Here is a 22,484-nt window from a genome sequence, read left to right on the forward strand (position 1 = left end):
CCGTTCCCGGCCTGTTTCGGGGTCGCCCCCCAAGCCGCTATAGAGCTGCTGGGGAGCCGTTTCGGAGCCGCCGGGGGGCGGTCTCAAGACTGAGCCTTGTTCAACTCCTGCGACCCGCGGTGCAGTTGAGGCGCGGCGTCGATGTCGTCGGATCGGGGATTCCCTGCGCGGAATCGCAGCGCTGCGCCGCTTCGCGTGCCAATCTGTCGCGTGAGGCATATGACCTGAGGGGGCGGGATGATGTGCCGCAGACGAAGGGAGGGCCCCGGTGCCGTTCGGCACCGGGGCCTGTCCTCCCCTGTTCTGACCCGGAGCCCCGAGCTCTCAGGGTCATTCCCGACGGACCGGTTTCCCCGAGCGGTCCGCCTCCCGCTGAAGATCTCCCCTCGGCGGCGGCGATCATTCCTTGAGCGAGGTCACTCGAACGAGGGGTGTTGGCTGGGGAGAGGCGTATTTTCGAATAGGCATTCGATAATCTGCGGGTGAGTGAGCCCGCGTGTGACGGATCACGCGCGGCGCGCGATGACTGAAGGCAGTGCGCAGCACATCAGTACGAGGGCAGACACGACGCGTGACCGGACCGGCCGCTTCGAGTGGGAGCGAGGGGTCCGAGTGGAGCTAGGGGGTGCCAGGAGCTATGGCGCGACGCATCGACGTGACCGGGGCGGGCGGCGTACGCCTGGCGGCCTGGGAGTTCGGCGACCCGCCCAAGGGTGACCCGTCGGACAACGGGTCGGAACCCACGATTCCGGCGCAGTCGGCGGGGGAGCCGACGGCGTCGGCCGGTGAACCGACGGCTTCGGCCGGTGGACTGGCGGCGCCGGCCGACCCCGACCGGCCGACCGGCATCCTGTTACTGCACGGCCTGATGGGCCGGGCCTCGCACTGGGCGTCCACCGCCCGCTGGCTCTGCGAACGGCACCGCGCGGTCGCCCTCGACCAGCGCGGCCACGGCCAGAGCGAGAAGCCCCCACAGGCCGCCTTCACCCGCGAGGCGTATGTCGAGGACGCCGAGGCCGCCCTCGAACAGCTCGGCCTCGCCCCCGCCGTCCTCATCGGGCACGCCATGGGCGCCCTGACCGCGTGGCAGCTCGCCGCCAAGCGCCCCGACCTGGTCTCCGGGCTGATCATCTGCGACATGCGGGCCTCCGCGCTCGGCGCGGCCTCGCAGCGCGAGTGGGCCGACTGGTTCAAGTCCTGGCCCGTCCCCTTCGCCACCCTCGCCGACGTCCGCAAGTGGTTCGGCGAGGACGACCCCTGGGTGGAGCGCCCGAACCCGGCGCGCGGCGAGTTCTACGCCGAGGTCATGCACGAGTCCGCCGACGGCTGGCGGCCCGTCTTCGAACTCGAGCAGATGCTGAAGTCCCGCGAGACCTGGGTCTACGACGCCCACTGGGAGGAACTGGCCCAGGTGCAGTGCCCCACGCTGGTCGTCCGCGGCCTCGACGGCGAACTCGGCCGCGCCGAGGCCCAGGAAATGGTCCGCGTCCTGCCCCGCGGGGAGTACGCCGAGGTCGCCGACGCCGGGCACCTCGTCCACTACGACCAGCCGGAGGCCTGGCGGGTGGCTGTCGAGCCGTTCCTGGACGCGGTGCTCACGGTGTGAGGCCGGGCCGGGCGCCTTCCCGTCCGCGTGGGCGCGGTGCGTCGGCGGCCGCACCCCGTCCGTGCGTTCTCGTGCCGTTCCCCGTGCCCATGAGCGGGCCGCACGCCCCTGCCCGCGTGTCCTTCGCACTCGTCCGTCGTCGGCGTCCGTCCGTCGCGCCGCGCCTGTCCGTCGCGTTCCGCACCCCGTCCGTGCGTTCTCGTGCCGTTCCCCGTGCCCCTGAGCGGGCCGCACGCCTCTGCCCGCGTGCCCTTCGCACTCGTCCGTCGTCGGCGTCCGTCCGTCGCGCCGCGCCTGTCCGTCGCGTTCCGCACCCCGTCCGGTGCGTTCTCGTGCCGTTCCCCGTGCCCCTGAGCGGGCCGCACGCCTCCGCCCGCGTGCCCTTCGCACTCGTCCGTCCTCGGTGCCCGTCCGTCGCCCCGCGCCCGTCCGCTCTCGGCGTCCGTCAGCCGTCCCGCACCCGCCCGTCCTCGGCGCCCGTCGGTCGTCCCCGCACCGCCGCCCGCGGCCCCCGCCCGCGTGCGCCCGTCCCGCGCCGGTCAGCCGTCCCGCACGCCTCCGCCCGCGGCGCCCGTCACCCCTTGCTCACCGCTGTGAGGATCTCCGGCAGCCGGGTCGCTGTTCGGGGTGCCGCCAGGCGGAGGCCCAGCCAGGTGATCGCGGTTCCGTAGGCCGCGCCCACCGGCAGCAGGACCCAGCTCCACGCCTCCCCGCCCTCGCTCACGTTCAGCCAGATCGTCACCGTGATGACGGGAGCGCACAGGAGGGCGGAGGCGACCATGCCGCCGAAGATCGCGATCCAGGCCAGCCCGGCCTGACCGGGGGCCACGTTCTTGTGGCCCTCCTGCGGGATGGAGTACGGGAAGCGGGCCGAGGTCCAGGCGCCCGTGGCCAGCATCGCGCCCAGCAGTGCGAAGGACAGCCCAAGCACCTCCGGCAGCTTCCCCCAGGCGCCGAGGAGCGCCGTCGTCAGGACGGTCACCAGCGTCGTGTACGGCAGGGTGATCACCAGCAGGGCCAGGGCCCGGGCGCGCAGTTCGGCGTACGCGTCCCGCCGCGACGAGATCGTCATCGCGACCATCCAGAACGCGGACGTGTCCTGCCCGAACTGGTTGTACATCTGGATGCCGAGCATCCCGGCGGCGAAGCAGGCGAAGTAGATCGAGCCGGTGCCCTGCGAGGCGTTGAAGACGGGCACGATCAGGCCGATGGCCAGCGAGGTCACCCAGGCCGCCTTCGTCTTCGGGTCGCGCCAGACGTAGCGCAGGCTGCGCTCCATGACCGTGCCGGTGCGCCCTCCCGGCAGCAGCCGGCCGAGGCCCGCCGAGGTCCGCCGGTCCCGTGCGGCCGGCTCGGCGGCCTGGAGGGTGGACCCGTCCGGCGCGGTCATCAGCCGCGTCAGTGTCCGCGCCCACAGCGCGACCAGCAGCACGAGCGCCCCCGCGCTCACGACCAGGCGCGCGACGGCGACGCCGTACGCTCCCTCGCTCGCCGCGTCCACCGCGCCGATCGTGGACGCGGGCGGCACCCAGGCCAGCACCCCCGCCGCCGGATCGAGCTGCCCGAGCCCGGCCGTCCCGAGCCGCTGGGCCCCGAAGTTGACGACCTGCGCCCCGATCGCGATCACCAGCCCGCTCAGCACCGCGAGATCGCGGCCCCTCCGGCTGGTCAGCAGACGGAGGTTGGCGGTGGCGACCGCCCGCGCGAGCGCCACGCACACCAGCAGCCCGATCACGACGGCGACCACGGCCACTCCGTACGCGAAGGCCCCGTGGCCCACGGCGATCGCCGAGCCCAGCAGCATCAGCAGGGTGAACAGCGGTCCGATGCCCACCAGGGACGCCGCCAGCAGTGCCCGCACCAGCGGCCGGGGCCGCAGCGGCAGCATCACCAGCCGGGTGGGATCGAGCGTCTCGTCACCGTCGGGGAAGAACAGCGGCATCACCGCCCACCCCAGCCCCAGGACCGCGACCAGGAGCACCACCAGCGACGCGGCGTGCGCGTGCCCCCGCAGGGCGATGAGCCCGGCCAACTGCAGCGCGGCGAACAGCAGGGTCGCCACCGCGGACGCGACGTACGCCGCCCGCCGTCCCGTGGACTGCCGCAGCCCGTTGCGCAGCAGCGACCACTTCAGCCGTACGACGGTGGAGGTCAGGCCGCTCACCGGGAGCCGCCGCCCAGCCAGTCGAGGTGGGAGCCGGCGTCCCGCCCCCGCGCACCGACGAGTTCGAGGAACGCCTGCTGCAGGGAGGGGGCGGACCCGCGGACCTCCGCCAGGGGCCCGTGGGCGCGAATGCGGCCCGCCGCCATCACCGCCACCCAGTCGCACAGCGACTCGACGAGCTCCATGACGTGCGAGGAGAAGACGACCGTCGCGCCGGACGCGGTGTACCGCTCCAGCACTCCGCGGATGGTCTGCGCGGAGACGGGGTCGACGCCCTCGAACGGCTCGTCGAGGAAGAGCACTTCGGGGTTGTGCAGCAGCGCCGCCGCGAGGCCGATCTTCTTCCGCATGCCGGTCGAGTAGTCGACGACGAGCTTGTGCTGGGCGCCGGCCAGGTCGAGGACGTCGAGAAGTTGCGCGGCCCGCTTGTCGACCTCGTCGCCGGGGAGCCCGCGCAACCGGCCGCTGTACCCGAGCAGTTCGCGCCCGGACAGCCGCTCGAACAGCCGCAGCCCCTCGGGCAGCACCCCGATCCGCGCCTTCACCTCCACCGGATCACGCCACACGTCGTGTCCGACGACCTCGACGCTCCCCTGGTCGGGCCGCAGCAACCCGGTCACCATCGACAACGTGGTGGTCTTTCCGGCCCCGTTGGGCCCGACGAGCCCGATGAACTTCCCCGCCGGCAGATCCAGATCGATCCCGGCCACGGCGACCTGCTGCCCGAACCGCTTCCAGAGCCCACGCACCCGTACGGCGGCGGCACCCACGACTGCTTCCGAGGTCATGCCCGAACCCTACGGCGGGCCGGGCGCGCCGAAAGGGGCGCGAGGACTGCGCGAGCCATCACGCACGACCCGCACCCGCCGACGGCGAGCGCCCCCGGGGCCGGGGGGCGCCCCTACCGGTCCCTGCCGCACGCATAGGCGAGCGGCGAAATCAACTCCTCCGCGTCCGGCAGCCACCGGTTCGCCGGAGTCGGCCGGCAGGCCCACTGCACGGCGCCCCGCGACCCGAACCGCGTGGGCGGCGCGGCCACGTACGCGCCCTCGCCCAACGCCACGAGGTCCAGCGACCCCGGAGACCAGCCGAGCTTGCGCACCAGATCCGGAACCTTCACCGCCGCGCCGGGCAGGACGAAGAAGTGCATCCGGCGGTCCGGCGTCAACGTCACCGGCCCCAGCGTCAACTCCATCCGCTCCATCCGTGCCAACGCCAGGAAACCCGCCGTCTCCGCCACGGAGATCGCGTCGAACGTGCGCCCGGTGGGCAGCAGGATCGATGCCGTCGGCTGCTTCTGCCACATCCGGCGCGCGACGGTCGCACTGCCCGTCGCCTGCGTCGCCCAGTCCTCCCGTGAGGGGTGCGCGCCGGGCGCCGGACACGCCGCGTCGCCGCAGGAGCACCGCTGCACGCCGTCGACGGCTTCGAGCCAGGTGCCGGGGAAGACGTCCCAGTGACGCTCCTCGGCGTAGCGCACAGCGGTGTCCAGCAGCGAATTCCCGCGCTGCTTCGGGATCTGGGTGGCTTCGGTGCCCACGATGGTCTCTTCCACGATGAGCACAACTCTGGGCGTCACCAGGGGTTACGCACGCCCGTGTGCGCGGGGGGAGAGCATCCGTTCACCGGCCGGGGCGCATGGGTGCATGGCTGGGGGCGCGCGGGAGGAATGAGCGCGGGAGCGGGTAGTCACGCTTGGGGGTCGGCTTCCGCCTTTACCCCGGCAATCCGCGCATGCCTCGCATTTTCGCCCTGTTCGCGGGGCATTGATCTTCACGGCCGGAACCAATCGGTGGAAGACACGTCAACTCGGTGCGCGGGAAGGCACCGCAGTCACATGGCGAGCGAGCCGAAGGCGAGCCGCCAGGACACAGGGGGTAGTGCCATGGCCGCAAGGCCTCTCGTCGCGCGGCAGCCCAACGAACGGCTGCAGGCGCTCATCCAGGAAGCGGCATGCTCGAACGCCGGACTCGCCCGCCGCGTCAACATGTGCGGCGCCGAACACGGCCTCGACCTGCGCTACGACAAGACCTCCGTGGCCCGTTGGCTGCGCGGGCAGCAGCCACGGGGCCGTGCGCCGGCGATCATCGCCGAGGCCCTGGGCCGCAAACTCGGCCGTACGGTCACGATCGACGAGATCGGCATGGCCAACGGCAAGAACCTCGCGTCGGGTGTCGGTCTCCAGTTCTCGCCGACGGTGCTGGGGGCCATCGAGCAGGTCTGCGAGTTGTGGCGCAGTGACGTGGGCCGCCGGGACTTCCTCTCCGGGTCGTCCGTGGCCGCCTCGGCGCTGGTCGAGCCGAGCCGCGACTGGCTGATCTCCTCACCCGACGCCCAGGTGGCGCGTTCGGCGGGTCCCCGGGTGGGCCTGTCCGACGTGGCGGCCGTGCGGGCGATGACCCAGGCGCTGGTCGACCTGGACCACCAGTACGGCAGCGGACATGTGCGTCCGGTCGTCGTGCACTACCTCAACAGCGTCGTCTCCGGGCTGCTCGCCGGCTCCTACCGGGAGTCTGTGGGGCGTGAACTGTTCGCGGCCGTGGCCCGCCTGACGGAGCTGGCGGGCTACATGGCCGTCGACACCGGCCAACCCGGCCTGGCCCAGCGCTACTACATCCAGGCCCTGCGCCTCGCCCAGGCGGCGGGCGACCGCGGTTACGGCGGCTATGTGCTCGCCGCCTCCATGAGCCACCTCGCGGCCCAGCTCGGAAACCCGCGGGAGATCGCCCAGTTGGCGCGCGCGGCGCAGGAGGGCGCGCGGGGGCGCGTGACACCGCGGACCGAGGCGATGTTCCACGCGGCCGAGGCGCGCGGACACGCGCTCATGGGCGACGCGCGGGCGGCGCAACTGGCCTCGGGGCGGGCGCTGTCGGCGCTGGAGGCGGCCGATCCGTCCTCCGGGGACGACCCGGCGTGGATCGCGCACTTCGACGAGGCCTACCTGGCCGACGAGTTGGCGCACTGCCATCGCGACCTGGGACAGGCGGAGGCGGCGGCGCGGTGCGCGCAGCAGTCCCTGGCCGGGCACCCGGAGAGCCGGGCGCGGCGGCGGGCCATCGGATATGTGCTGTTGGCCACCGCGCAGGTGCAGCAGCGAGAGGTGGAACAGGCCTGCGCCACCGGTCTGAAGGCGGTGGAACTGCTGGAGACCCTCCGCTCCGACCGGGGCGCGGAGTACCTGGAGGACCTCCAGCAGCGGCTGGAGCCGTTCCGGGAGGAGCCGGTGGTCAGGGAGTTCGGGGCGCGCCTGGAGCTGCAGGCCGCCGCGTGAGAGGACGGGCCACCGGGCGTCGACGGCCGGGGCACCGGCCGCGGTCGCGCGATGGCCCGGCGGACACAGCGCACGGCGCTCCGGTTCCGTCACTGGAGGCATTTGGGAGGGAGCTCACGTTCTGAGGTGCGTGGCACGGGGTTCCGGGGACCCGGTAGCGTGAGCCGACGATTCCGAAGGTCCCCCATCAGTAGGAGTCCCGGTGACGCAGAGTGGACAGGGCGAGGAGCCCTCGGCGCGGCCCGCGCACGAAGGCATCGTGCTGCCCTCCGACGGCGGGGAACCCCTGCTGCCGGGCATGAGGAGCGGTGCCCACGACGGCGGGCAGCAGTACGGGCAGCAGGCGCCGCCCGCCTCCGCGCCGCCCGGCGGGCAGACCTGGGGGCAGCCGTGGGGCCCGGAACAGCAGCAGCCGGGCTCCGCCGGCCAGGGCTGGCCGCTGCCGACGGAGCAGCAGGGGTGGCACACTCCGCGGCCGACCGGCCCCGACGGGTGGGGCTCCGCGTCCCGCCCGGGCGGCGCCCCGCTGCCGCCGGAGGGCGCCCCGGCCCCGTCGTCGTACGGGCACGGCGCCCCGTCCGCGCCCCTGCCGCCGCCCGCCGACGGGGGCGTCACGCAGTACATATCGCCGGTCCCTGTGACGCCGGTGGACGACGGCGCGACGCAGTACATATCGCCGGTCCCTGTCACGCCGGTGGACGACGGCGCGACGCAGTACATATCGCCGGTCCCTGCCACGCCGGTGAACGAGGGCGCGACGCAGTACATACCGCCGGTCACGGCCGCCCCCGTGGACGAGGGCGCGACGCAGTACCTGCCGCCGGTCGGCCCGGGCGCCCTGCCCCCGGAAACCCCGTCGGAGTCGACCCACTTCCTCGGCAGCACCGCCCAGAGAGGCCCGGGCCCGATGCCGGGCGCCGGTGCCCGGCCCGCCGGCTCCTTCCCGGGCGCTCCCTCGCACCCCGGTGCCCCGGCGTACCCGGGTGACCCCTCCTACCCGGGCGCGGGCGGCCCTCTGCCCGGGGCGTCCCACCCCGACGCCGACGCCACGCAGTACATCCCGCCGGTGACCGGCCGTACGCCGTACGGCGGGGGCGACGGGGAGCGGCAGCCGCCCGCGGAGTTCGAGAACCTCTTCAGGAACGGGCCGGCGGGTGACGGACCGGCCGCCTCCACGCAGCATTTGCCGCGGTTCGCGGAGCCGGGAGCCGCCGCCGGACACGGCGGTTACGGTGCCGGACACGGCGGCCCTCACGGCGGCGGCCACGGCGGTCACGGTGCCGGGACCGGCGGCCCCGCCCGGCCCTCGCGCGCGATACGGGACGACGACGATCACGGGCGCGGCCGGGGAGGCCGTACCGGGTCGCGGCTGCCGTTGTTCGCGGCGGTCGGGGTCGGTATCGCGGTCGTCGGGATCGGCGCGGGTGCGCTGCTCGCCGGCGGAGGCGGCGGCGACCAGGGCGACGACAACAAGACCGTCGCCGCGTCCGCTCCCGCCACCGAGGCCTCCCCGTCGGCGTCCGCCGCCGATCCGGCCGAACAGCAGGCGATCGCGCTGGACAAGCTGCTCGCCGACAGCGGCAGCAGCCGGGCCAGTGTGATCAGCGCGGTGGCCGACGTGAAGAAGTGCGGCAACCTCGCGCAGGCCGCCTCGGACCTGCGGGACGCGGCGAAGCAGCGCAACGAGCTGGTGACCAAGCTGTCGGGGCTGAGCGTCGACAAGCTCCCGAACCACGCCGCCCTGACCACCGCCCTCACCAAGGCGTGGCAGGCCTCGGCGTCCGCCGACAACCACTACGCGGCCTGGGCGGACCAGGTCGCCGGGGACAAGAAGAACTGCAGGAAGGGCCAGGCCCGCACCACGGCCCAGACGCAGGCCGGCAACCGGGCGAGCGGCACGGCCAGCGCCCAGAAGACCCAGGCCGCGAAGTTGTGGAACGAGATAGCGAAGACGTACGGCCTGACGCAGCGCCAGCCGACCCAGCTCTGACGTGAGGCGGGCGCCGCTCAGTCGACGTCCGCGTTCTCCAGCGTCTTCGTCACGTCGACGAAGCCGTTCTTGGCGGCCACGAGCTGGCCCTTCCGCACCGTCTGGAGGGTGACGTCGGCGTTGACCAGGCGCGGGAAGCCGATCGAGGCGAGCTTGTCGGTGAACCCCCACCGCAGTTCGGGCGTGAGCCCGCCCGTGCTGATCCTCAGCCCGTCGTCCAGCGCGTCGCGCACGCTGTCGGCGGTCACCTCGCCGCCGCCCAGCGACTCCACGACCTGCCGGAACACGGTGTAGGCGATCCAGGTGGTCTGCACCCCGGTGTCCGCCGCGTCGATCCGGGTGTCGGAGAAGGCCTGCTCGCTGATGACCTTCTTCATCGCGTCCCAGCGGGTGTCGCTCGCCACCGGGTACCAGCCGGTGACGTACGCCCCCTCGAAGGGACTCGACGCGCCGCCGGTGGAGTTGATGACCGTCTGGTCGACGCTGCCGAGCACGGTGGCGGTGCGCACGGCGGGGTGGTCCCCGCGGCTGCGGCGGAAGGAGTCCATGAAGGTGCGGGTCCGGTCGCCGAGCGCGGGCACCACGCACCCCTTCTCGCCGGTGTCTCCGGCCGCGTGCTCCAGGGCCGTCTCGGCCTGCGCGGAGTACTCGGCGGCGTCCTCCGCCGCCCGCTGGTCGTCCGCGGCTTCGTGCCCGCCCGCCTTCAGCCCGGCGTCGAGCATGACGGGCAGGGCGTCGCCCGCGATGGTGTCGGGGCGGACGAGCGAGACGGGGCCGCAGACCGCGGAGAGTTCCCTGCCCAGACCGGCCAGCAGCGCGGGCTGGCCGCCGTTGACGGGGTAGGAGAGCGGGCTGGTGAATTCGGCGTTCGTGACGCCGTAGCCCCCGATGTAGGGGATGCCGGCGCCCTCCAGGTGCGGGAGGAAGGACTCGGAGTGCTGGCTGTAGGAGCCGACGACCGCGACCGCGCCCTCCTTGATCGCGCGGCGGGCGCACTGCGCGGCGTCCACGGTGTCGTTGTGGTCGTTGCAGGTCAGGACGGTCAGTTCGCGGCCGCCCAGCCCGCCGTGGGCGTTGACCCAGCGGGCGTAGGCGCGGGCGAAGGCGGGCATTCCGGGCTTGTTGGTCGCGGCCGTGCCCTCGGGGGCCCAGGTCATGACGACGATCGGATCGTCCCCGGAACCCCCCGTGGTACCGGGGACGATCCCGCATCCGGCGGCGAGTGACGCACACGCCGCCAGAGCTCCCGCCGACAGGGCGGTGGCTCTGGCAGATCTGCTGCTGCGGAGGAACCTGGGGAGGAAGGTGCTTCGCGGACGTCGCCTGCCGGTCATGGGCACACACGATTCCGTCACATCGATAACCCGGGAGTGACCCTCGGTCAACGGCCGGTGACGTGCAGGTGAATTGCAGGGGCGGCTGAGGCGCCGGGGACGCGGAACGTACGATCGATGACCGTGCAACAAGGTTCGGAGAACTCTTCCCGTCGCGGCCGTCGCTCATCCACCATGGGCGGCATGCCACTCAACGACATGCCGTGGTGGCGCTGGCGCAGCAATGTGCGCTCCGCGCTGCACATGCTCTCCGATCCGGTGTTCCAGCGGGACGTCTGGCTGGCCGGCGTGGACGGGTACGGCGACGTCACCGACGCCGTGTACCGCCTGGTCGAGGACACCTGGCTGGACAACTGGTCCGCGGAGAAGTACGTCGGCACGATATTCCGCGACTCCCAGGAGGCGGCGCTCGTCGACACGGCCGTGCTGCGGGTGCTGCGGATCATGCACCAGGTCGGCCCGGACGCGCCGGTCTCCGCCTACCTCGACCACCAGGCGTGGCCGGAGGCGGTGCGGGCGGCCCGCGACGCGCACGTCCGCATGGCCGTGGCCGACGGGGAGGACCCGGACGCGCCGCCGCGCACCCTCGAGGTGCTGCGGATCCTCACGAGGTCCGCGTAGGACCGCACGGGTCCACGGGTCCGAGTCCGCGTCGAGCGCGCGGGTTCACGGGTCCGAGTCGGCGTCGAACCGCGAGGGCCCACGGGGCCGATGAGGGCGCCCGCCACCGGTCCGCCCTGCGGACGGGGTTCCGCCGGGCCCGTACCGTCATGAGACCCTGTCCTGCATGAGTGAGCAGTCCACCCGAGCCGCGGCCACCCCCGCCGACCAGTACGTCCTCACCCTGTCCTGCCCCGACAAGCAGGGCATCGTGCACGCCGTGTCGAGCTACCTCTTCATGACCGGTTGCAACATCGAGGACAGCCAGCAGTTCGGCGACCACGACACGGGACTGTTCTTCATGCGCGTCCACTTCTCGGCGGAGGCGCCGGTGACCGTGGACAAGCTGCGGGCGAGCTTCGCGGCGATCGGTGACTCCTTCCACATGGACTGGCAGATCCACCGGGCCGACGAGAAGATGCGCATCGTCCTGATGGTCAGCAAGTTCGGCCACTGCCTGAACGACCTGCTGTTCCGCGCCCGCATCGGCGCACTGCCGGTGGAGATCGCGGCGGTGGTCTCCAACCACACCGACTTCGCCGAGCTGGTGGCCTCGTACGACATCCCCTTCCACCACATCCCGGTGACCAGGGACAACAAGCCCGAGGCCGAGGCGCAACTCCTGGAGATCGTCCGCGGGGAGAACGTCGAGCTGGTGGTCCTCGCCCGTTACATGCAGGTCCTCTCCGACGACCTGTGCAAGCAGCTCAGTGGGCGGATCATCAACATCCACCACTCCTTCCTGCCGAGCTTCAAGGGCGCGAAGCCGTACCACCAGGCGCACGCGCGGGGCGTGAAGCTGATCGGCGCGACGGCGCACTACGTCACCGCCGACCTCGACGAGGGGCCGATCATCGAGCAGGAGGTCGAGCGGGTGGGGCACGACGTCACACCGGACCAACTGGTCGCGGTCGGCCGGGACGTGGAGTGCCAGGCGCTGGCGCGGGCCGTGAAGTGGCATGCGGAACGCCGCATCCTGCTGAACGGGCGGCGCACGGTCGTCTTCGCGTAGGCCGTCGCCGGTCCGCGGGGCCCGGGCGCCGCTCGCGCCCCCACCGCGGATCCGCACGCACGACGACGGCCCCGCGCCGCGCCTCGGCTCCGACCCCCCGCTACATCCGGCTCAGGGACGCCGCCGCGGACAGGACCTCCCTGATCGCCGCCCGGTCGCCCACCTGACCGGCCGCGGCCTCCTCCGGTGACACATGGCCCGCGGCCAGCTTGCAGAACTCCACGTCGTCCAGGGCGACATGGGCGACCTGGTGGTCGGCGGAGCCCACCGCGCCGGGGGAGTCCAGCGGGATGAGCCACTCGCCGCCGCCCAGCCCCTCGATCTCCAGCCGCAGGCTGCGGCCGGGCTGTCCGGCGGCGACCAGGTGCCGGCTGGACACCGGTGCGGTGAGCCCCGCGCGGCGGCGTTCGGCGAGGACGCCGGGCAGCATGCGGGCGGCCAGGTCGATCATGTCGTGGAGGTGGCGCGGCGCGGGCGGCGCGTACGGGTAGTCCACGGCCTCCGCGATGTCCTCGGCGTGCACCCAGCACTCGAAGGCCCGGTCGAGCAGCGCGTCCCGCAGCGGCAGTTCGAAGTCGCCGTACGAGACCGGCAGGGTGCCCGGGCCGGCGCCGGTGAAGGAGACCGTGCGGACGAGGGCGTGGGCCTGCTCCCGCCACGGCCCCCGCACGGAACGCGTCGGCGGGAAGTGCGAGGCCTCCCAGAACGCCTCCGTGCGCTCGGCGGGCGTCCCGGCCGGCTTGTCGCCGGGCCTGTCGCCGGCGAGCGGGTCGTCAAGGCCCAGCGCGACGGCGACCAGACCGTCCACCGCGAGCAGATGCGCGATCACGCCGGCGACGGTCGTACGCCGGTTCACCCCGCCCTCGCCGCGGAACCAGCGCAGCCGGACGGGCGCGTGCCACTCGGCGTCCCCGAAGTCCTGGAGCAGGGCGTCCAGGCGCGCGGTCTCGGCGTCGTACGGCATCGCCCACCCGGGAACCGGGATGCGGGGCGGGCGCCGGTCCAGGCAGCCGTCCAGGACGCGGGTGCGCAGGCCGGGGTCGAGGTCGAGGCTCTCGGGCCGCTGGAGCAGGCCGACCGCCTCGCGCAGCCGCCGGGCCTCGTCGGCGCAGGCGCCGCAGCCGCCGAGGTGATCCTCGACGGCGGCGGTCTCCTCGGCCGAGCAGGCGGCCAGCGCCCACGCGCCCAGCAGCGACTTGAGCACCGGGTGCTCGAGCCGGGGAGGCGCGGGGTCCACGAAATCCGGCAGCGGCAGTCCGCCGTCCTCCACGGAGGCGCGGGGAGTGGGGATGCGGGGGGTCCGGCCGGGGACGGGGAGCGGGCGCGCAGGGGTGTCGTCGCCGGTGCCGTCACCGTGGTCGTCGCCGTGGCCGGTGCGGCCGTCGTGGTGGTGGCCGCTGTCGGCGTCGCCGCCTTCGGCGTCGGGCGGACCGCCGGGCGCCCCCGTCCCCCGGGTCGGGAACTCCCCTTCCTCGTCCTTGCCGTCGCCCCGGCCCTCGCCGTACGCCCCGAAGCGATCCGGGCCGCTCATGCCGCACCTCCGTAGCCGGGCGGCGCTCCGGGCGCGGCGGCGTCGTGGGCCGTGGACAGCAGTTGCAGTCCGAGGCGGAGGCGGCGGCGGGCCTCGTCCTCGGTCACGCCGAGGTCCACGGCGGTCTGGCGGTAGTCACGGCGCTGGAAGTACGCCAGTTCGAGGGCGGCGCGCAGCGGGGCCGGCATGGACTGGACGATGTAGTCGGCGCGGGCGGCGACGGAGGCGTGACGGACCTTGTCCTCCAGTTCCTCCGCGGTGCCCGGGCCGCCGTGGGCGAGGGCCGCGGTCTCGGTGGCGCGCAGTTTCCGCACGGCCAGGTGGTGGGTCAGCGCGGCCACATAGGTGCGCAGGGGGCCCTGCCGGGGGTCGTAGGCGTCGGGGTGCTCCCAGACGTGGGCGAAGACCTCGCGGGTGATGCCGTCGGCGGCTCGTTCATCTCCGAGCACGCGGTGGGCGAGACCGTGCACGAGCGAAGCGAATCGGTCATAGAGCTCGCCGAGAGCGGCCGCCTCGCCGCGCGCGAGCCGCTGCTGCATTTTGCGGTCCCAGCGGGGCGGTGCGTCCTTCTTCGCCATACGGCCCCCTCACCGTGCTCCTGTCCGCGTCCAGCGTGCGTCCACCGTCAGCTCGAATGTAGTCGGCACGTCCGGCACCGCACGCCCCTTTGTTCCAATGTGCGCCCCCTGCCCGTCGGGGGGTGGTATAGGCCTCGCCTACCCGTGGGGACGATTGATCAGGCCCGATCGTGTCTATTCAGTCCTGATCGACAGTGATCGAACAGGACTGAATACGACTGGAACAAGCCTCTTTCCTCAAGCGTCCGTTTTCCGCCCCGTGTTTCGGGGCAACGCCGCTGGGCAGCCGCGCTGCAAGGAAGCGAAGGGACGGCTTCCGTTTACGGCGAGCGAAGGGCGTGGTGGTGGCCTTCAAAGTGACCGGCGGCGAGCGGGGCGAATGGGCCGTGCTCCATGTGTCGGGCGAGCTGGACCTGGTGACGTCGCCCCTGTTGCGGCAGCGGGTCCACGACGCGGTGGCCGAGGGCCGCCACGACCTCGTCCTCGACCTCTCCGAGGTGCATTTCTGCGACTCCAGCGGCGTCGGCGTCCTCATCGCCGCCCGTCGCCTCATCCGATCCTGCCAAGGCCGCCTGCGCCTGATCCTTCCGGCGCGCGGTGCCGTGGAGGACTCCCATGTCAACCGGGTCCTCGGCGCGTTGGGCGTGCGCCGGCTCTTCGACGTCTACGGCGATGTCGCGGAGGCCGTGGACGACGGCACGGAGCCGCTGTCGGCGTAGACGGGATCGGCCCCGCGGCCCGCCCGAACTGCGCCGGAAAATAGCCGCATATGCCAGAACCGTGCCGGAACGCGTGCCGACCGGACCCTTCGGCGTGCCTTCGGCCGCGGCGAACTCCCTCAGGCGCCCGGCAGCGTTGCCGGCACCGCTGTGACACGCGCCACCACCGCTTCCGTGTCCGACGGTGGATCACATCACGGCTCGGCCACACGCCTGTCCCGAAATTCCCCCGGTCTTGGCACAACCGTCACCTTCCCGCTGCCGGAGCGTCGTCGGCGTCGTACGCTCCCTGGCGGAAGCACCCCCACGCGAGATGTAAGGCGGCCCGAGGAGACATGGTCAGCAGCGAGTACGAGCGCAGGATCGCCGGCCGGTTCGCCACCTTCGACCAGGACGGCAACGGCTACATCGACCGCGAGGACTTCGGCGCCGCCGCCAAGGCGCTGCTCGCCGAGTTCGGTACGCCGGCCCGGTCGGACAAGGGGCAGGCCCTGTACGCCGGTGCGGAGGCGTTCTGGCAGGGCATGGCCGGGATCGCGGACCGGGACGGCGACCAGCGCATCACCCGCGACGAGTTCGTCCACGGCGCGGTCAAGCGCCTGCGCGACAACCCCGACCGGTTCGCCGAGATCGCCCGGCCCTTCCTGCACGCCGCGCTCGACATCGCCGACGCCGACGGCGACGGCCGCGCCACCGTCGAGGACACCGTACGGGGCCTGAGGGCCCTCGGCGCGACCGAGGAGACCGCCCGGGCAGCCGCCGCGGCCCTCGACGCCGACGCGGACGGGAAGGTCGGCGAGGCGGAGATCGTCCCGGCGTTCGCCCGCTACTTCACTGTCCCGGAGTAGCCCTCCTCGTGGCTCCGCCCCGGCCCCCGGGGGGCGTTGCCCGCCCGCCCGACTCGGTCGGGTGAGGAGTCCCCTCTCTTCGGGGCTCCGCCCCGGGCCCCGGGGGAGTTCGCCCGCCCGCCTGCCTGGCTCGGTCGGGTGGGGAGTCGCCTTTCTTCGGGGCTTCGCCCCGGGTCCCGGGGGTGTTCGCCCGCCCGCCTGGCTCGGTTCGCCTCGGATTCCGCGGGCGTTGCCCGCCCGTCTGAGGGCCGCTCGGTGGGGTGAGAGGCCATCTCCGCTGTGGGCGGAGGAGCCTCACCCCTCCGAGAACCTCTCCCGCAGCTTGTACTTCAGTACCTTCCGCAGCGTCTCGTTGCGGGGCAGCGCGTCCACCAGTTCCAGCTGTTCCGGCAGCTTGTGCGGGGAGAGGCCTTTCGCGCGGAGGTAGGACGTCACCGTCTCCAGGGTCAACCGCCGGCCCGCCTCCGCGCGTTCGACCACCGCGCAGACCCGTTCCCCTCGCTCCGCGTCCGGGAGTCCGATCACGGCCACGTCCCCGACGGCCGGGTGGGTGTGCAGCAGGTCCTCGATCTCCTTCGCCGACACGTTCTCGCCCTTCCGGATGATGACGTCCTTCAGGCGGCCGGTGAGGACCAGATGGCCCTCGTCCGTGAGGTGCCCGAGGTCGCCGGTGCGCAGGAAGCCCTCCTCGTCGAAGGCCTCCGCCGTCTGGGACGGGTCCAGGTAGCCGCTGCATACCGCCTCGCCGCGCAGGCGCACCTCGCCGTCGACGATGCGGATCCGCATCCCCTCCGGAGGCCGCCCCTCCGTCGTCGCCAGGTTCTCCGGGGTGTCGTCGGGCGAGCCCATGGTGATCATCGGGACTTCGGTCATCCCGTACCCGTGGGTGAGCTGTACGCCCATCTCGCGGACGACGGAGTGGTACAGCTCGGGCGGCTTGGGAGCCCCGCCGCCGGCCAGCAGGCGCAGGGTGGGGATCAGCCTCGTGTCCGGCCGCTTGCGCTGCTCGGCGAGGAACATCGAGTAGAACGCCGTCGAGCCGCCCGCCACCGTCACCCCGTGCCGCCGGTACTCGGTCAGCGCGTCCGGCAGCGCGAAGTGCTCGAACATCACCGCCGGGAAGCCGTACAGCAACAGCATGACGGTGTAGTCGGGGCCGGCGATGTGGGCGTAGGGGAAGGCCATGGAGCCGACGTCGTCGGCGGAGAGGCGCAGCGCGTGGGCGAGGCAGGAGCCGCCCGCGATCAGCGAACGGTCCGTGTGCAGCACTCCCTTGGGATCGGAGGTGGTCCCGGAGGTCCAGTAGATCCAGCGGACGGACGTGCCGTCGGCGGGCGGGGCGGGCAGGACGGCCGGGTCGCCGTCCGGGAGGTCGTCGTAGGCCTCGAAGACGCCCTTGGCGCCCAGTCGCCGCGCCATCTCGCCGTGGTCGAAGCCGCGCCAGACACCCGGCACGGCGAAGTACTCCGCCCTGGACTCGCGCAGCGCGAAACCGACCTCGCGGTCGCGGTAGAACGGGATGACCGGGCTCTGCACGGCGCCCAGGCGGGCCAGCGCGAAGGTCAGGACGGCCGTCTCCAGGCGGGTGGGGAGCTGCCAGGCGACGACCGTGCCGGGGCGTACGCCCCTCTCGTACAGGCCGGCCGCGGTGCGTTCGGCGCGCTCGCGCAGGGCGCCGAAGGTCAGGACGCGGTCGCCCTGGAGGAGGACCGGACGGTCGGGGGTGAGGGCGGCGCGGCGGGCGAGCAGGTCCCAGAGCGTGCGGGACGCGCTCAGGGCGTGGGCGGTGTCGGTCACGGCGAACCCCCAAGAGCTGACGGTCAGTCAGATTGTGGGCAGAGCGTAGGGCTCGTCGCCTTGTCGGTCCAGGGGGTGCGGACTAGCCTGCTGGGCGAGAGGCCGATCTGACGAACCGTCAGTTACCCATGAATCGCCCGGTTCGGGCGGCGCTCGCAAGACCTCCATCGGAGTCGGCTCGCCGGAAAAGGTCCATCGGCACAGCCCGCCAGCAACAGCCCACGACGGCCCACCACGGCCCACCAGCAACGGTCCATCAGGACGCGTCCGCCAGGCGGAGGGGACCCATGACCGAACTGCCCCGCATCATCAGCGTCGACGACCACGTCATCGAGCCCGCGCACCTCTTCGAGACCTGGCTGCCGCGGAAGTACCGCGACCGCGGCCCTCAGCCCCTCACCGCCGGGATCGGCGAGCTGGCCTACGTCGGCGGCAAGTACCAGATCACGATGGACCCGGCCGGCCAGCCCACCGACTGGTGGATCTACGAGGACCTGAAGTTCCCGTACAAGCGCAACATCGCCGCCGTGGGCTTCGACCGCGACGAGATGACGCTGGAGGGCATCACGCGGGCGGAGATGCGGCGGGGGTGCTGGGACCCCAGGGCGCGGCTGGCGGACATGGACCTCAACCACGTCGAGGCCTCGCTCTGCTTCCCGACCTTCCCCCGCTTCTGCGGGCAGACCTTCGCCGAGGCGCACGACAAGGAGGTCGCCCTGGCCTGTGTGCGCGCCTACAACGACTGGATGGTCGAGGAGTGGTGTGGGGACAGCGGCGGGCGGCTCATCCCGCTGTGCCTGATCCCGCTGTGGGACATCGACCTCGCGGTGGCGGAGATCCGGCGCAACGCCGCCCGCGGGGTGCGCGCGGTGACCTTCTCCGAGATCCCCACCTACCTGGGCCTGCCGTCCATCCACTCCGGCTACTGGGACCCGTTCTTCGCGGTCTGCCAGGAGACCGGGACGGTGATCAACATGCACATCGGCAGCAGTTCGCAGATGCCGGCAGCGTCCCCGGACGCCCCGCCCGCCGTCCAGGCGTCGCTGTCCTTCAACAACGCCATGGCCTCGATGATGGACTTCCTCTTCAGCGGGGTCCTGGTGAAGTTCCCGACGCTGAAACTGGCCTATTCGGAGGGGCAGATGGGCTGGGTGCCGTACGCCCTGGAACGCGCCGACGACGTCTGGGAGGAGCACCGCGCCTGGGGCGGGGTCCGCGACCTGGTCCCCGAGCCGCCGTCGACGTACTACTACCGGCAGATCTTCTGCTGCTTCTTCCGCGACAAGCACGGCGTGGCCTCGATCGACGTCGTCGGCCGGGACAACGCCACCTTCGAGACCGACTACCCGCACGTCGACTCGACGTTCCCGCACACCAAGGAGGTCGCCCTCGACCATGTGAAGGGCCTCGACGACGAGACGGTGCACAAGCTGATGCGCGGCAACGCGATCCGCATGCTCGGCCTCGACCTCGACCGTGCGCCCGACGGCGGCACCGGAGCCGGCGCCGGCCGCGCTCCCCACCCCGGCCGTGCCCCCGGCCCCGACGGCGACCTCGGCCCGAGCCGCTGATGGACCTCGCGGACGCACCGGAGGAGGCGGAGTTCCGGGCCCGCCTGCGCGAGTGGCTGGCCAAGGCGCTCCCGACGCTGCCGGCGAAGCCGTCCCCGGAGGACTGGCCGGCCCGCAGGGCCTACGACCTCGGCTGGCAGCGGATGCTGTACGAGGCGGGGTACGCGCACGTGCACTGGGACGCCCCGCCGGGCGTCCGTCTGATCTTCCTGGAGGAGACGGAGAAGGCGGGCGCGCCCTACGTGGGCGCGAACTTCGTCGGGCTGCTGCACGCCGGTCCGACCGTCGCCGCCGAGGGCACGGACGCCCAGCGGGCCCGCTGGCTGCCGCCGATCCTGCGCGGCGAGGAGGTCTGGTGCCAGGGCTTCAGCGAGCCCGGCGCCGGTTCCGACCTCGCCTCCCTGCGCACGCGCGCGTGGCGCGACGCAGACCACTACGTGGTGAGCGGCTCCAAGATCTGGACCTCGCACGCCGAAGTCGCCGACTGGTGCGAGCTGCTGGTCCGCACGGACCCGCGGGCGCCCCGGCACCGCGGCATCACCTGGCTCGCCATGCCGATGGACGCGCCCGGCGTCACCGTACGGCCGCTGCGCACGCTCGCCGGGTCCGCCGAGTTCGCCGAGGTGTTCCTCGACGAGGTGCGGGTGCCGGTCGCGAACCGGGTGGGCGAGGAGAACGACGGCTGGCGGGTGACGATGGTGACCCTGTCCTTCGAGCGCGGCACCGCCTTCGTGGGCGAGGTCGTCGCCTGCCGCCGCGTGCTCGGCGAACTCGCCGGCGAGGCGCGGCGCAACGGGCGCTGGGACGATCCCGCGCTGCGGCGGCGGCTCGGCCGGCTCAACGCCGAGTTCCGGGCGCTGTGGCGGCTCACGCAGTGGAACGTGAGCGAGGCGCAGGCCACGGGCGGTGTGCCCGGCGTCAGGGGTTCGGTTTTCAAACTGAGGTACTCGCACGCGCGCCAGGAGCTGTACGACGCCGCCGCCGACGTCCTCGGCGACGGCGCCCTCGACCTGGACCGGCCCTGGGTGCTCGACCGGCTGTCGTCGCTGTCGTACACCATCGCGGCCGGGACCTCGCAGGTCCAGCGGAACATCGTGGGCGAGCGGATCCTGGGGCTGCCGAAGGGGCGGTGAGGCTGCGCGATGCGTTTTCGACTGACGGAGGACCAGCGGGCGCTGCGGGACGGCGTGCGGGCCGTGCTGGCCCGGCGGTTCGGCCCCGGGGAGCTGCGCGCGGCCGTCGAGCGGCCGGTACTGGACCGGGCGCTGTGGCGGGAGCTCGGGGACGCCGGGTTCTTCGCGCTGCGGCTGCCGGAGGCGGACGGCGGGGTCGGACTCGGGCTGCCCGAGGCGGTGTTGGCCTTCGAGGAGGCGGGCCGGGCACTCCTGCCGGGTCCGCTGGTGGCCACCCATCTCGCGGCGGGCGGGACGCCGGGGGCGGCCACCGGGGAGACGGTCGTGGCGGCCGTCGACGGCGGGCTGGTGGAGTGGCTGGACGAGGCGGACGTGGTCCTGGGGGAGGCGGAGGGGGCCGTGGCCGTGCGGTCGGTGGATCCCCTGACGCCACTGCACCGGGTCCCCGCCCGGGGGGCCCCGGATCCCGTCGCGGTCCTCCTGACCGCCGCCGAACAGCTCGGCACGGCCACGCGCGCGTGCGAGCTCGCCGTGCAACACGCCCGGACACGCGAGCAGTTCGGCCGGCCCGTCGGCGCGTTCCAGGCCGTCAAACACCTGTGCGCCGACCTGTGGGTGCGGGTGGAGGTGGCCCGTGCGGCCGTCCACGCGGCGGCCGTCACCGTCGACCCGGCCGACGTCGCGGCCGCCCGGCTCCTCGCCGACGAGGCCGCCGTGCGCGGCGCCCGCGACTGTCTCCAGGTGTACGGCGGTATGGGGTTCACCTGGGAGGCGGAGGTGCACCTGCTGCTGAAGCGCGCGTGGGTGCGCACCCGGCGTGCGGGAGGTGCTACGGAGAGTGAGGAACTGCTCGCGCGGGACCTGCTGTCGGGAAGCGGGCGGCAGGGCGCCGGCCTGCGGTGACGCCGGATCGGCGGGCCGGATGTCGCGGATCGTGGCGCACCGCAGTCACGGAGCGTGAATTGTGGTTGTGTCCGAGGCGTGACCCGTCACGGCCCGGAGTCGGGGAGTCGCTCGGGTACCGTCTGTGAGATGCGAGTGGTTCCGAGCGCGAGCCGTGCCGGTGGTGCCCCCGGGGCTGCCTCCGCTGCCGCCGTGCACCCGCCTGCTCGCAGGGCGGATGTCCGTCGGAGCCCCGTCTGTTCGACTCTTCCGGGTGAGCGTCGCACAGTATGCCGCACGAGTACTCCTTCGCGCTGGAATATGCCCGAAGCGCTTGTTGAGGTGACTGTACGTCAATCAAGCTGTCTCGTAAGGGATTCACGTTCCGTCACCCTGCCTCTGGCTGTTGTTCTGGTCATGCAGAAAATGGCTACGATCGTGGCCCTCGTCGTCATGGTGCTCGCGTGGCTTGCGTGGCTCACGTGGCGCGCGGCCATGTGTCCGCCGGTTCGGATGGTGTGAGCGGTGCAGGTGCTTCAAGTGCAGCTGGAGATCCGGCCCGACCCCGCTGAGGTGGGTCGGGCCCGGAGGTGGGCCCGTTCGCGCCTCGCCGGGTCCGGGATAGAGGTCGACGAGGCGCTCGCCGAGACGCTGGTCCTGCTCGTCTCCGAGCTGGTCACCAACGCCGTGGTGCACACCGGTCGCCCCGCCGTGCTGCGGCTCTCCCTGCCGCGCGGTCAGGACGAGGAGGCGGGGGAGTCCACCGTCCGCCTGGAGGTGGCCGACAGCAGTAGCAGGGCCCCCGTTCCCCGGTGTCTGGACGACGACGCCACCGGTGGCCGCGGCCTGGCCCTCGTCGACGGTCTCGCGGACCGCTGGGGCTGGGTCGTCGAGTCGCCCGGCAAGCGCATCTGGTGTGAACTCGACCGCTGTGCGCGGCCCGTCGCGGGCGCGGTCGACCGCGGGACGACGGTGGACCGCGCGGGCGCGGCGGAGCGTGGGGCCGGGGCCCTGCCCGAGCCGGCGGTGGCGTACCAGGGGCCCGCCTACGGCGGGTTCGCGTACGAGGCCGTGTGAGGCGCACGGGCGTGGGGGCGTCCGGGCGGAGGCGTGGCGGACGGAGTGACGCCCGCGGTGCACGGGTGTGCGGGTGCGCAACCGTGCGGGGTCGAGGTGCACGGATGCAGAAAGCGCTGTCGCCGCCTCTCCGGCGGGACGTCGGTGCGCCCGGGTGTGCTTCTGTGCGCGCCCGTCACAAACGGGGCGAAAGGAATGAATCCCCGATCGGGTGTTGACGCGACGTGTCCGTTTGATCACGCTTGTGGGCAGCGATTCGCTGCGAGGGGACGGCGAGGGCTTCGGTGACGGGAGCCCTCGGCGAGTGCGGG

18 protein-coding genes are annotated in these 22,484 nt (G+C 73.0%); 11 read left to right on the plus strand and 7 right to left on the minus strand.

From position 1 onward, the window contains the following. Positions 1 to 637 precede the first annotated feature (637 nt). Positions 638 to 1,606, plus strand: coding sequence for an alpha/beta fold hydrolase (locus tag ACIHAR_RS23985; RefSeq protein WP_400021672.1), 969 nt, complete (start codon positions 638 to 640; stop codon positions 1,604 to 1,606). Positions 1,607 to 2,180: 574 nt separating this feature from the next. Here ACIHAR_RS23985 and ACIHAR_RS23990 read toward each other — a convergent pair. From ACIHAR_RS23990 to ACIHAR_RS24000, 3 genes are all read right to left on the minus strand, one after another. After that, positions 2,181 to 3,770 (minus strand): transporter, encoded by a 1,590-nt coding sequence (locus ACIHAR_RS23990; RefSeq protein WP_400021674.1) that lies wholly within the window; start codon positions 3,768 to 3,770, stop codon positions 2,181 to 2,183. Then, positions 3,767 to 4,558: an ABC transporter ATP-binding protein gene (locus ACIHAR_RS23995; RefSeq protein ID WP_365459767.1), complete on the minus strand. Its 792-nt coding sequence runs from the start codon at positions 4,556 to 4,558 to the stop codon at positions 3,767 to 3,769. The genes ACIHAR_RS23990 and ACIHAR_RS23995 overlap by 4 nt, the downstream gene beginning before the upstream one ends. Positions 4,559 to 4,671: 113 nt before the next feature. After that, entirely contained in the window at positions 4,672 to 5,334 is a 663-nt protein-coding gene (locus ACIHAR_RS24000) for a bifunctional DNA primase/polymerase (RefSeq protein ID WP_388752627.1), read from the minus strand. Between the two features lie 321 nt (positions 5,335 to 5,655). Between ACIHAR_RS24000 and ACIHAR_RS24005 the strand changes: the two genes are divergently transcribed. Continuing rightward, positions 5,656 to 7,041 carry a transcriptional regulator gene (locus tag ACIHAR_RS24005; RefSeq protein WP_365459764.1) on the plus strand — a complete coding sequence of 462 codons (1,386 nt, stop codon included), beginning with the start codon at positions 5,656 to 5,658 and terminating at the stop codon, positions 7,039 to 7,041. 202 nt (positions 7,042 to 7,243) lie between these two features. Next, on the plus strand, positions 7,244 to 9,031 hold the full coding sequence (locus ACIHAR_RS24010; protein ID WP_400021678.1) for a hypothetical protein: 1,788 nt from the start codon (positions 7,244 to 7,246) through the stop codon (positions 9,029 to 9,031). 17 nt (positions 9,032 to 9,048) lie between these two features. Here the strand turns inward: ACIHAR_RS24010 and ACIHAR_RS24015 are convergent, their stop codons facing one another. After that, positions 9,049 to 10,365, minus strand: a complete 1,317-nt coding sequence (locus ACIHAR_RS24015; RefSeq protein WP_365459758.1) for an ABC transporter substrate-binding protein — start codon at positions 10,363 to 10,365, stop codon at positions 9,049 to 9,051. Positions 10,366 to 10,482: 117 nt separating this feature from the next. On the opposite strand from ACIHAR_RS24015, the gene ACIHAR_RS24020 reads away from it, so the two are divergent. Together ACIHAR_RS24020 and purU are read left to right on the plus strand one after the other, a co-directional pair. Beyond that, positions 10,483 to 10,986 (plus strand): hypothetical protein, encoded by a 504-nt coding sequence (locus ACIHAR_RS24020; protein WP_365459755.1) that lies wholly within the window; start codon positions 10,483 to 10,485, stop codon positions 10,984 to 10,986. A gap of 166 nt (positions 10,987 to 11,152) precedes the next feature. Further along, complete coding sequence (gene purU / locus ACIHAR_RS24025; protein ID WP_365459752.1) at positions 11,153 to 12,037, plus strand: formyltetrahydrofolate deformylase; 885 nt, start codon at positions 11,153 to 11,155, stop codon at positions 12,035 to 12,037. Between the two features lie 100 nt (positions 12,038 to 12,137). Here purU and ACIHAR_RS24030 read toward each other — a convergent pair whose 3' ends face one another. Beyond that, positions 12,138 to 13,568, minus strand: coding sequence for a maleylpyruvate isomerase N-terminal domain-containing protein (locus ACIHAR_RS24030; RefSeq protein WP_400021681.1), 1,431 nt, complete (start codon positions 13,566 to 13,568; stop codon positions 12,138 to 12,140). After that, entirely contained in the window at positions 13,565 to 14,146 is a 582-nt protein-coding gene (locus ACIHAR_RS24035) for a sigma-70 family RNA polymerase sigma factor (protein WP_365459746.1), read from the minus strand. Before ACIHAR_RS24035 ends, ACIHAR_RS24030 begins: the two co-directional genes overlap by 4 nt. A 338-nt stretch (positions 14,147 to 14,484) precedes the next feature. Between ACIHAR_RS24035 and ACIHAR_RS24040 the strand changes: the two genes are divergently transcribed. Together ACIHAR_RS24040 and ACIHAR_RS24045 are read left to right on the plus strand one after the other, a co-directional pair. Beyond that, positions 14,485 to 14,865, plus strand: a complete 381-nt coding sequence (locus tag ACIHAR_RS24040) for an STAS domain-containing protein (protein ID WP_365459743.1) — start codon at positions 14,485 to 14,487, stop codon at positions 14,863 to 14,865. Positions 14,866 to 15,200: 335 nt separating this feature from the next. Beyond that, a complete protein-coding gene (locus ACIHAR_RS24045; protein ID WP_400021684.1) occupies positions 15,201 to 15,713 on the plus strand; it encodes an EF-hand domain-containing protein in 513 nt (170 codons plus the stop codon). 294 nt (positions 15,714 to 16,007) lie between these two features. On the opposite strand, the gene ACIHAR_RS24050 is transcribed toward ACIHAR_RS24045, so the two are convergent. Continuing rightward, a complete protein-coding gene (locus tag ACIHAR_RS24050) occupies positions 16,008 to 17,510 on the minus strand; it encodes an AMP-binding protein (protein WP_365459737.1) in 1,503 nt (500 codons plus the stop codon). A gap of 287 nt (positions 17,511 to 17,797) precedes the next feature. On the opposite strand from ACIHAR_RS24050, the gene ACIHAR_RS24055 reads away from it, so the two are divergent. From ACIHAR_RS24055 to ACIHAR_RS24070, 4 genes are all read left to right on the plus strand, one after another. Next, entirely contained in the window at positions 17,798 to 19,081 is a 1,284-nt protein-coding gene (locus tag ACIHAR_RS24055) for an amidohydrolase family protein (protein ID WP_365459734.1), read from the plus strand. Then, on the plus strand, positions 19,081 to 20,214 hold the full coding sequence (locus ACIHAR_RS24060) for an acyl-CoA dehydrogenase family protein (protein WP_400021687.1): 1,134 nt from the start codon (positions 19,081 to 19,083) through the stop codon (positions 20,212 to 20,214). The genes ACIHAR_RS24055 and ACIHAR_RS24060 overlap by 1 nt, the downstream gene beginning before the upstream one ends. Before the next feature lie 9 nt (positions 20,215 to 20,223). Then, positions 20,224 to 21,117: an acyl-CoA dehydrogenase family protein gene (locus ACIHAR_RS24065; RefSeq protein WP_400021689.1), complete on the plus strand. Its 894-nt coding sequence runs from the start codon at positions 20,224 to 20,226 to the stop codon at positions 21,115 to 21,117. 519 nt (positions 21,118 to 21,636) lie between these two features. Continuing rightward, positions 21,637 to 22,173, plus strand: a complete 537-nt coding sequence (locus ACIHAR_RS24070; protein ID WP_365460081.1) for an ATP-binding protein — start codon at positions 21,637 to 21,639, stop codon at positions 22,171 to 22,173. Positions 22,174 to 22,484: the final 311 nt, after the last annotated feature.

The sequence above is a fragment of the Streptomyces sp. NPDC052016 genome (assembly GCF_044548445.1).
Taxonomy (GTDB): Bacteria; Actinomycetota; Actinomycetes; order Streptomycetales; family Streptomycetaceae; genus Streptomyces.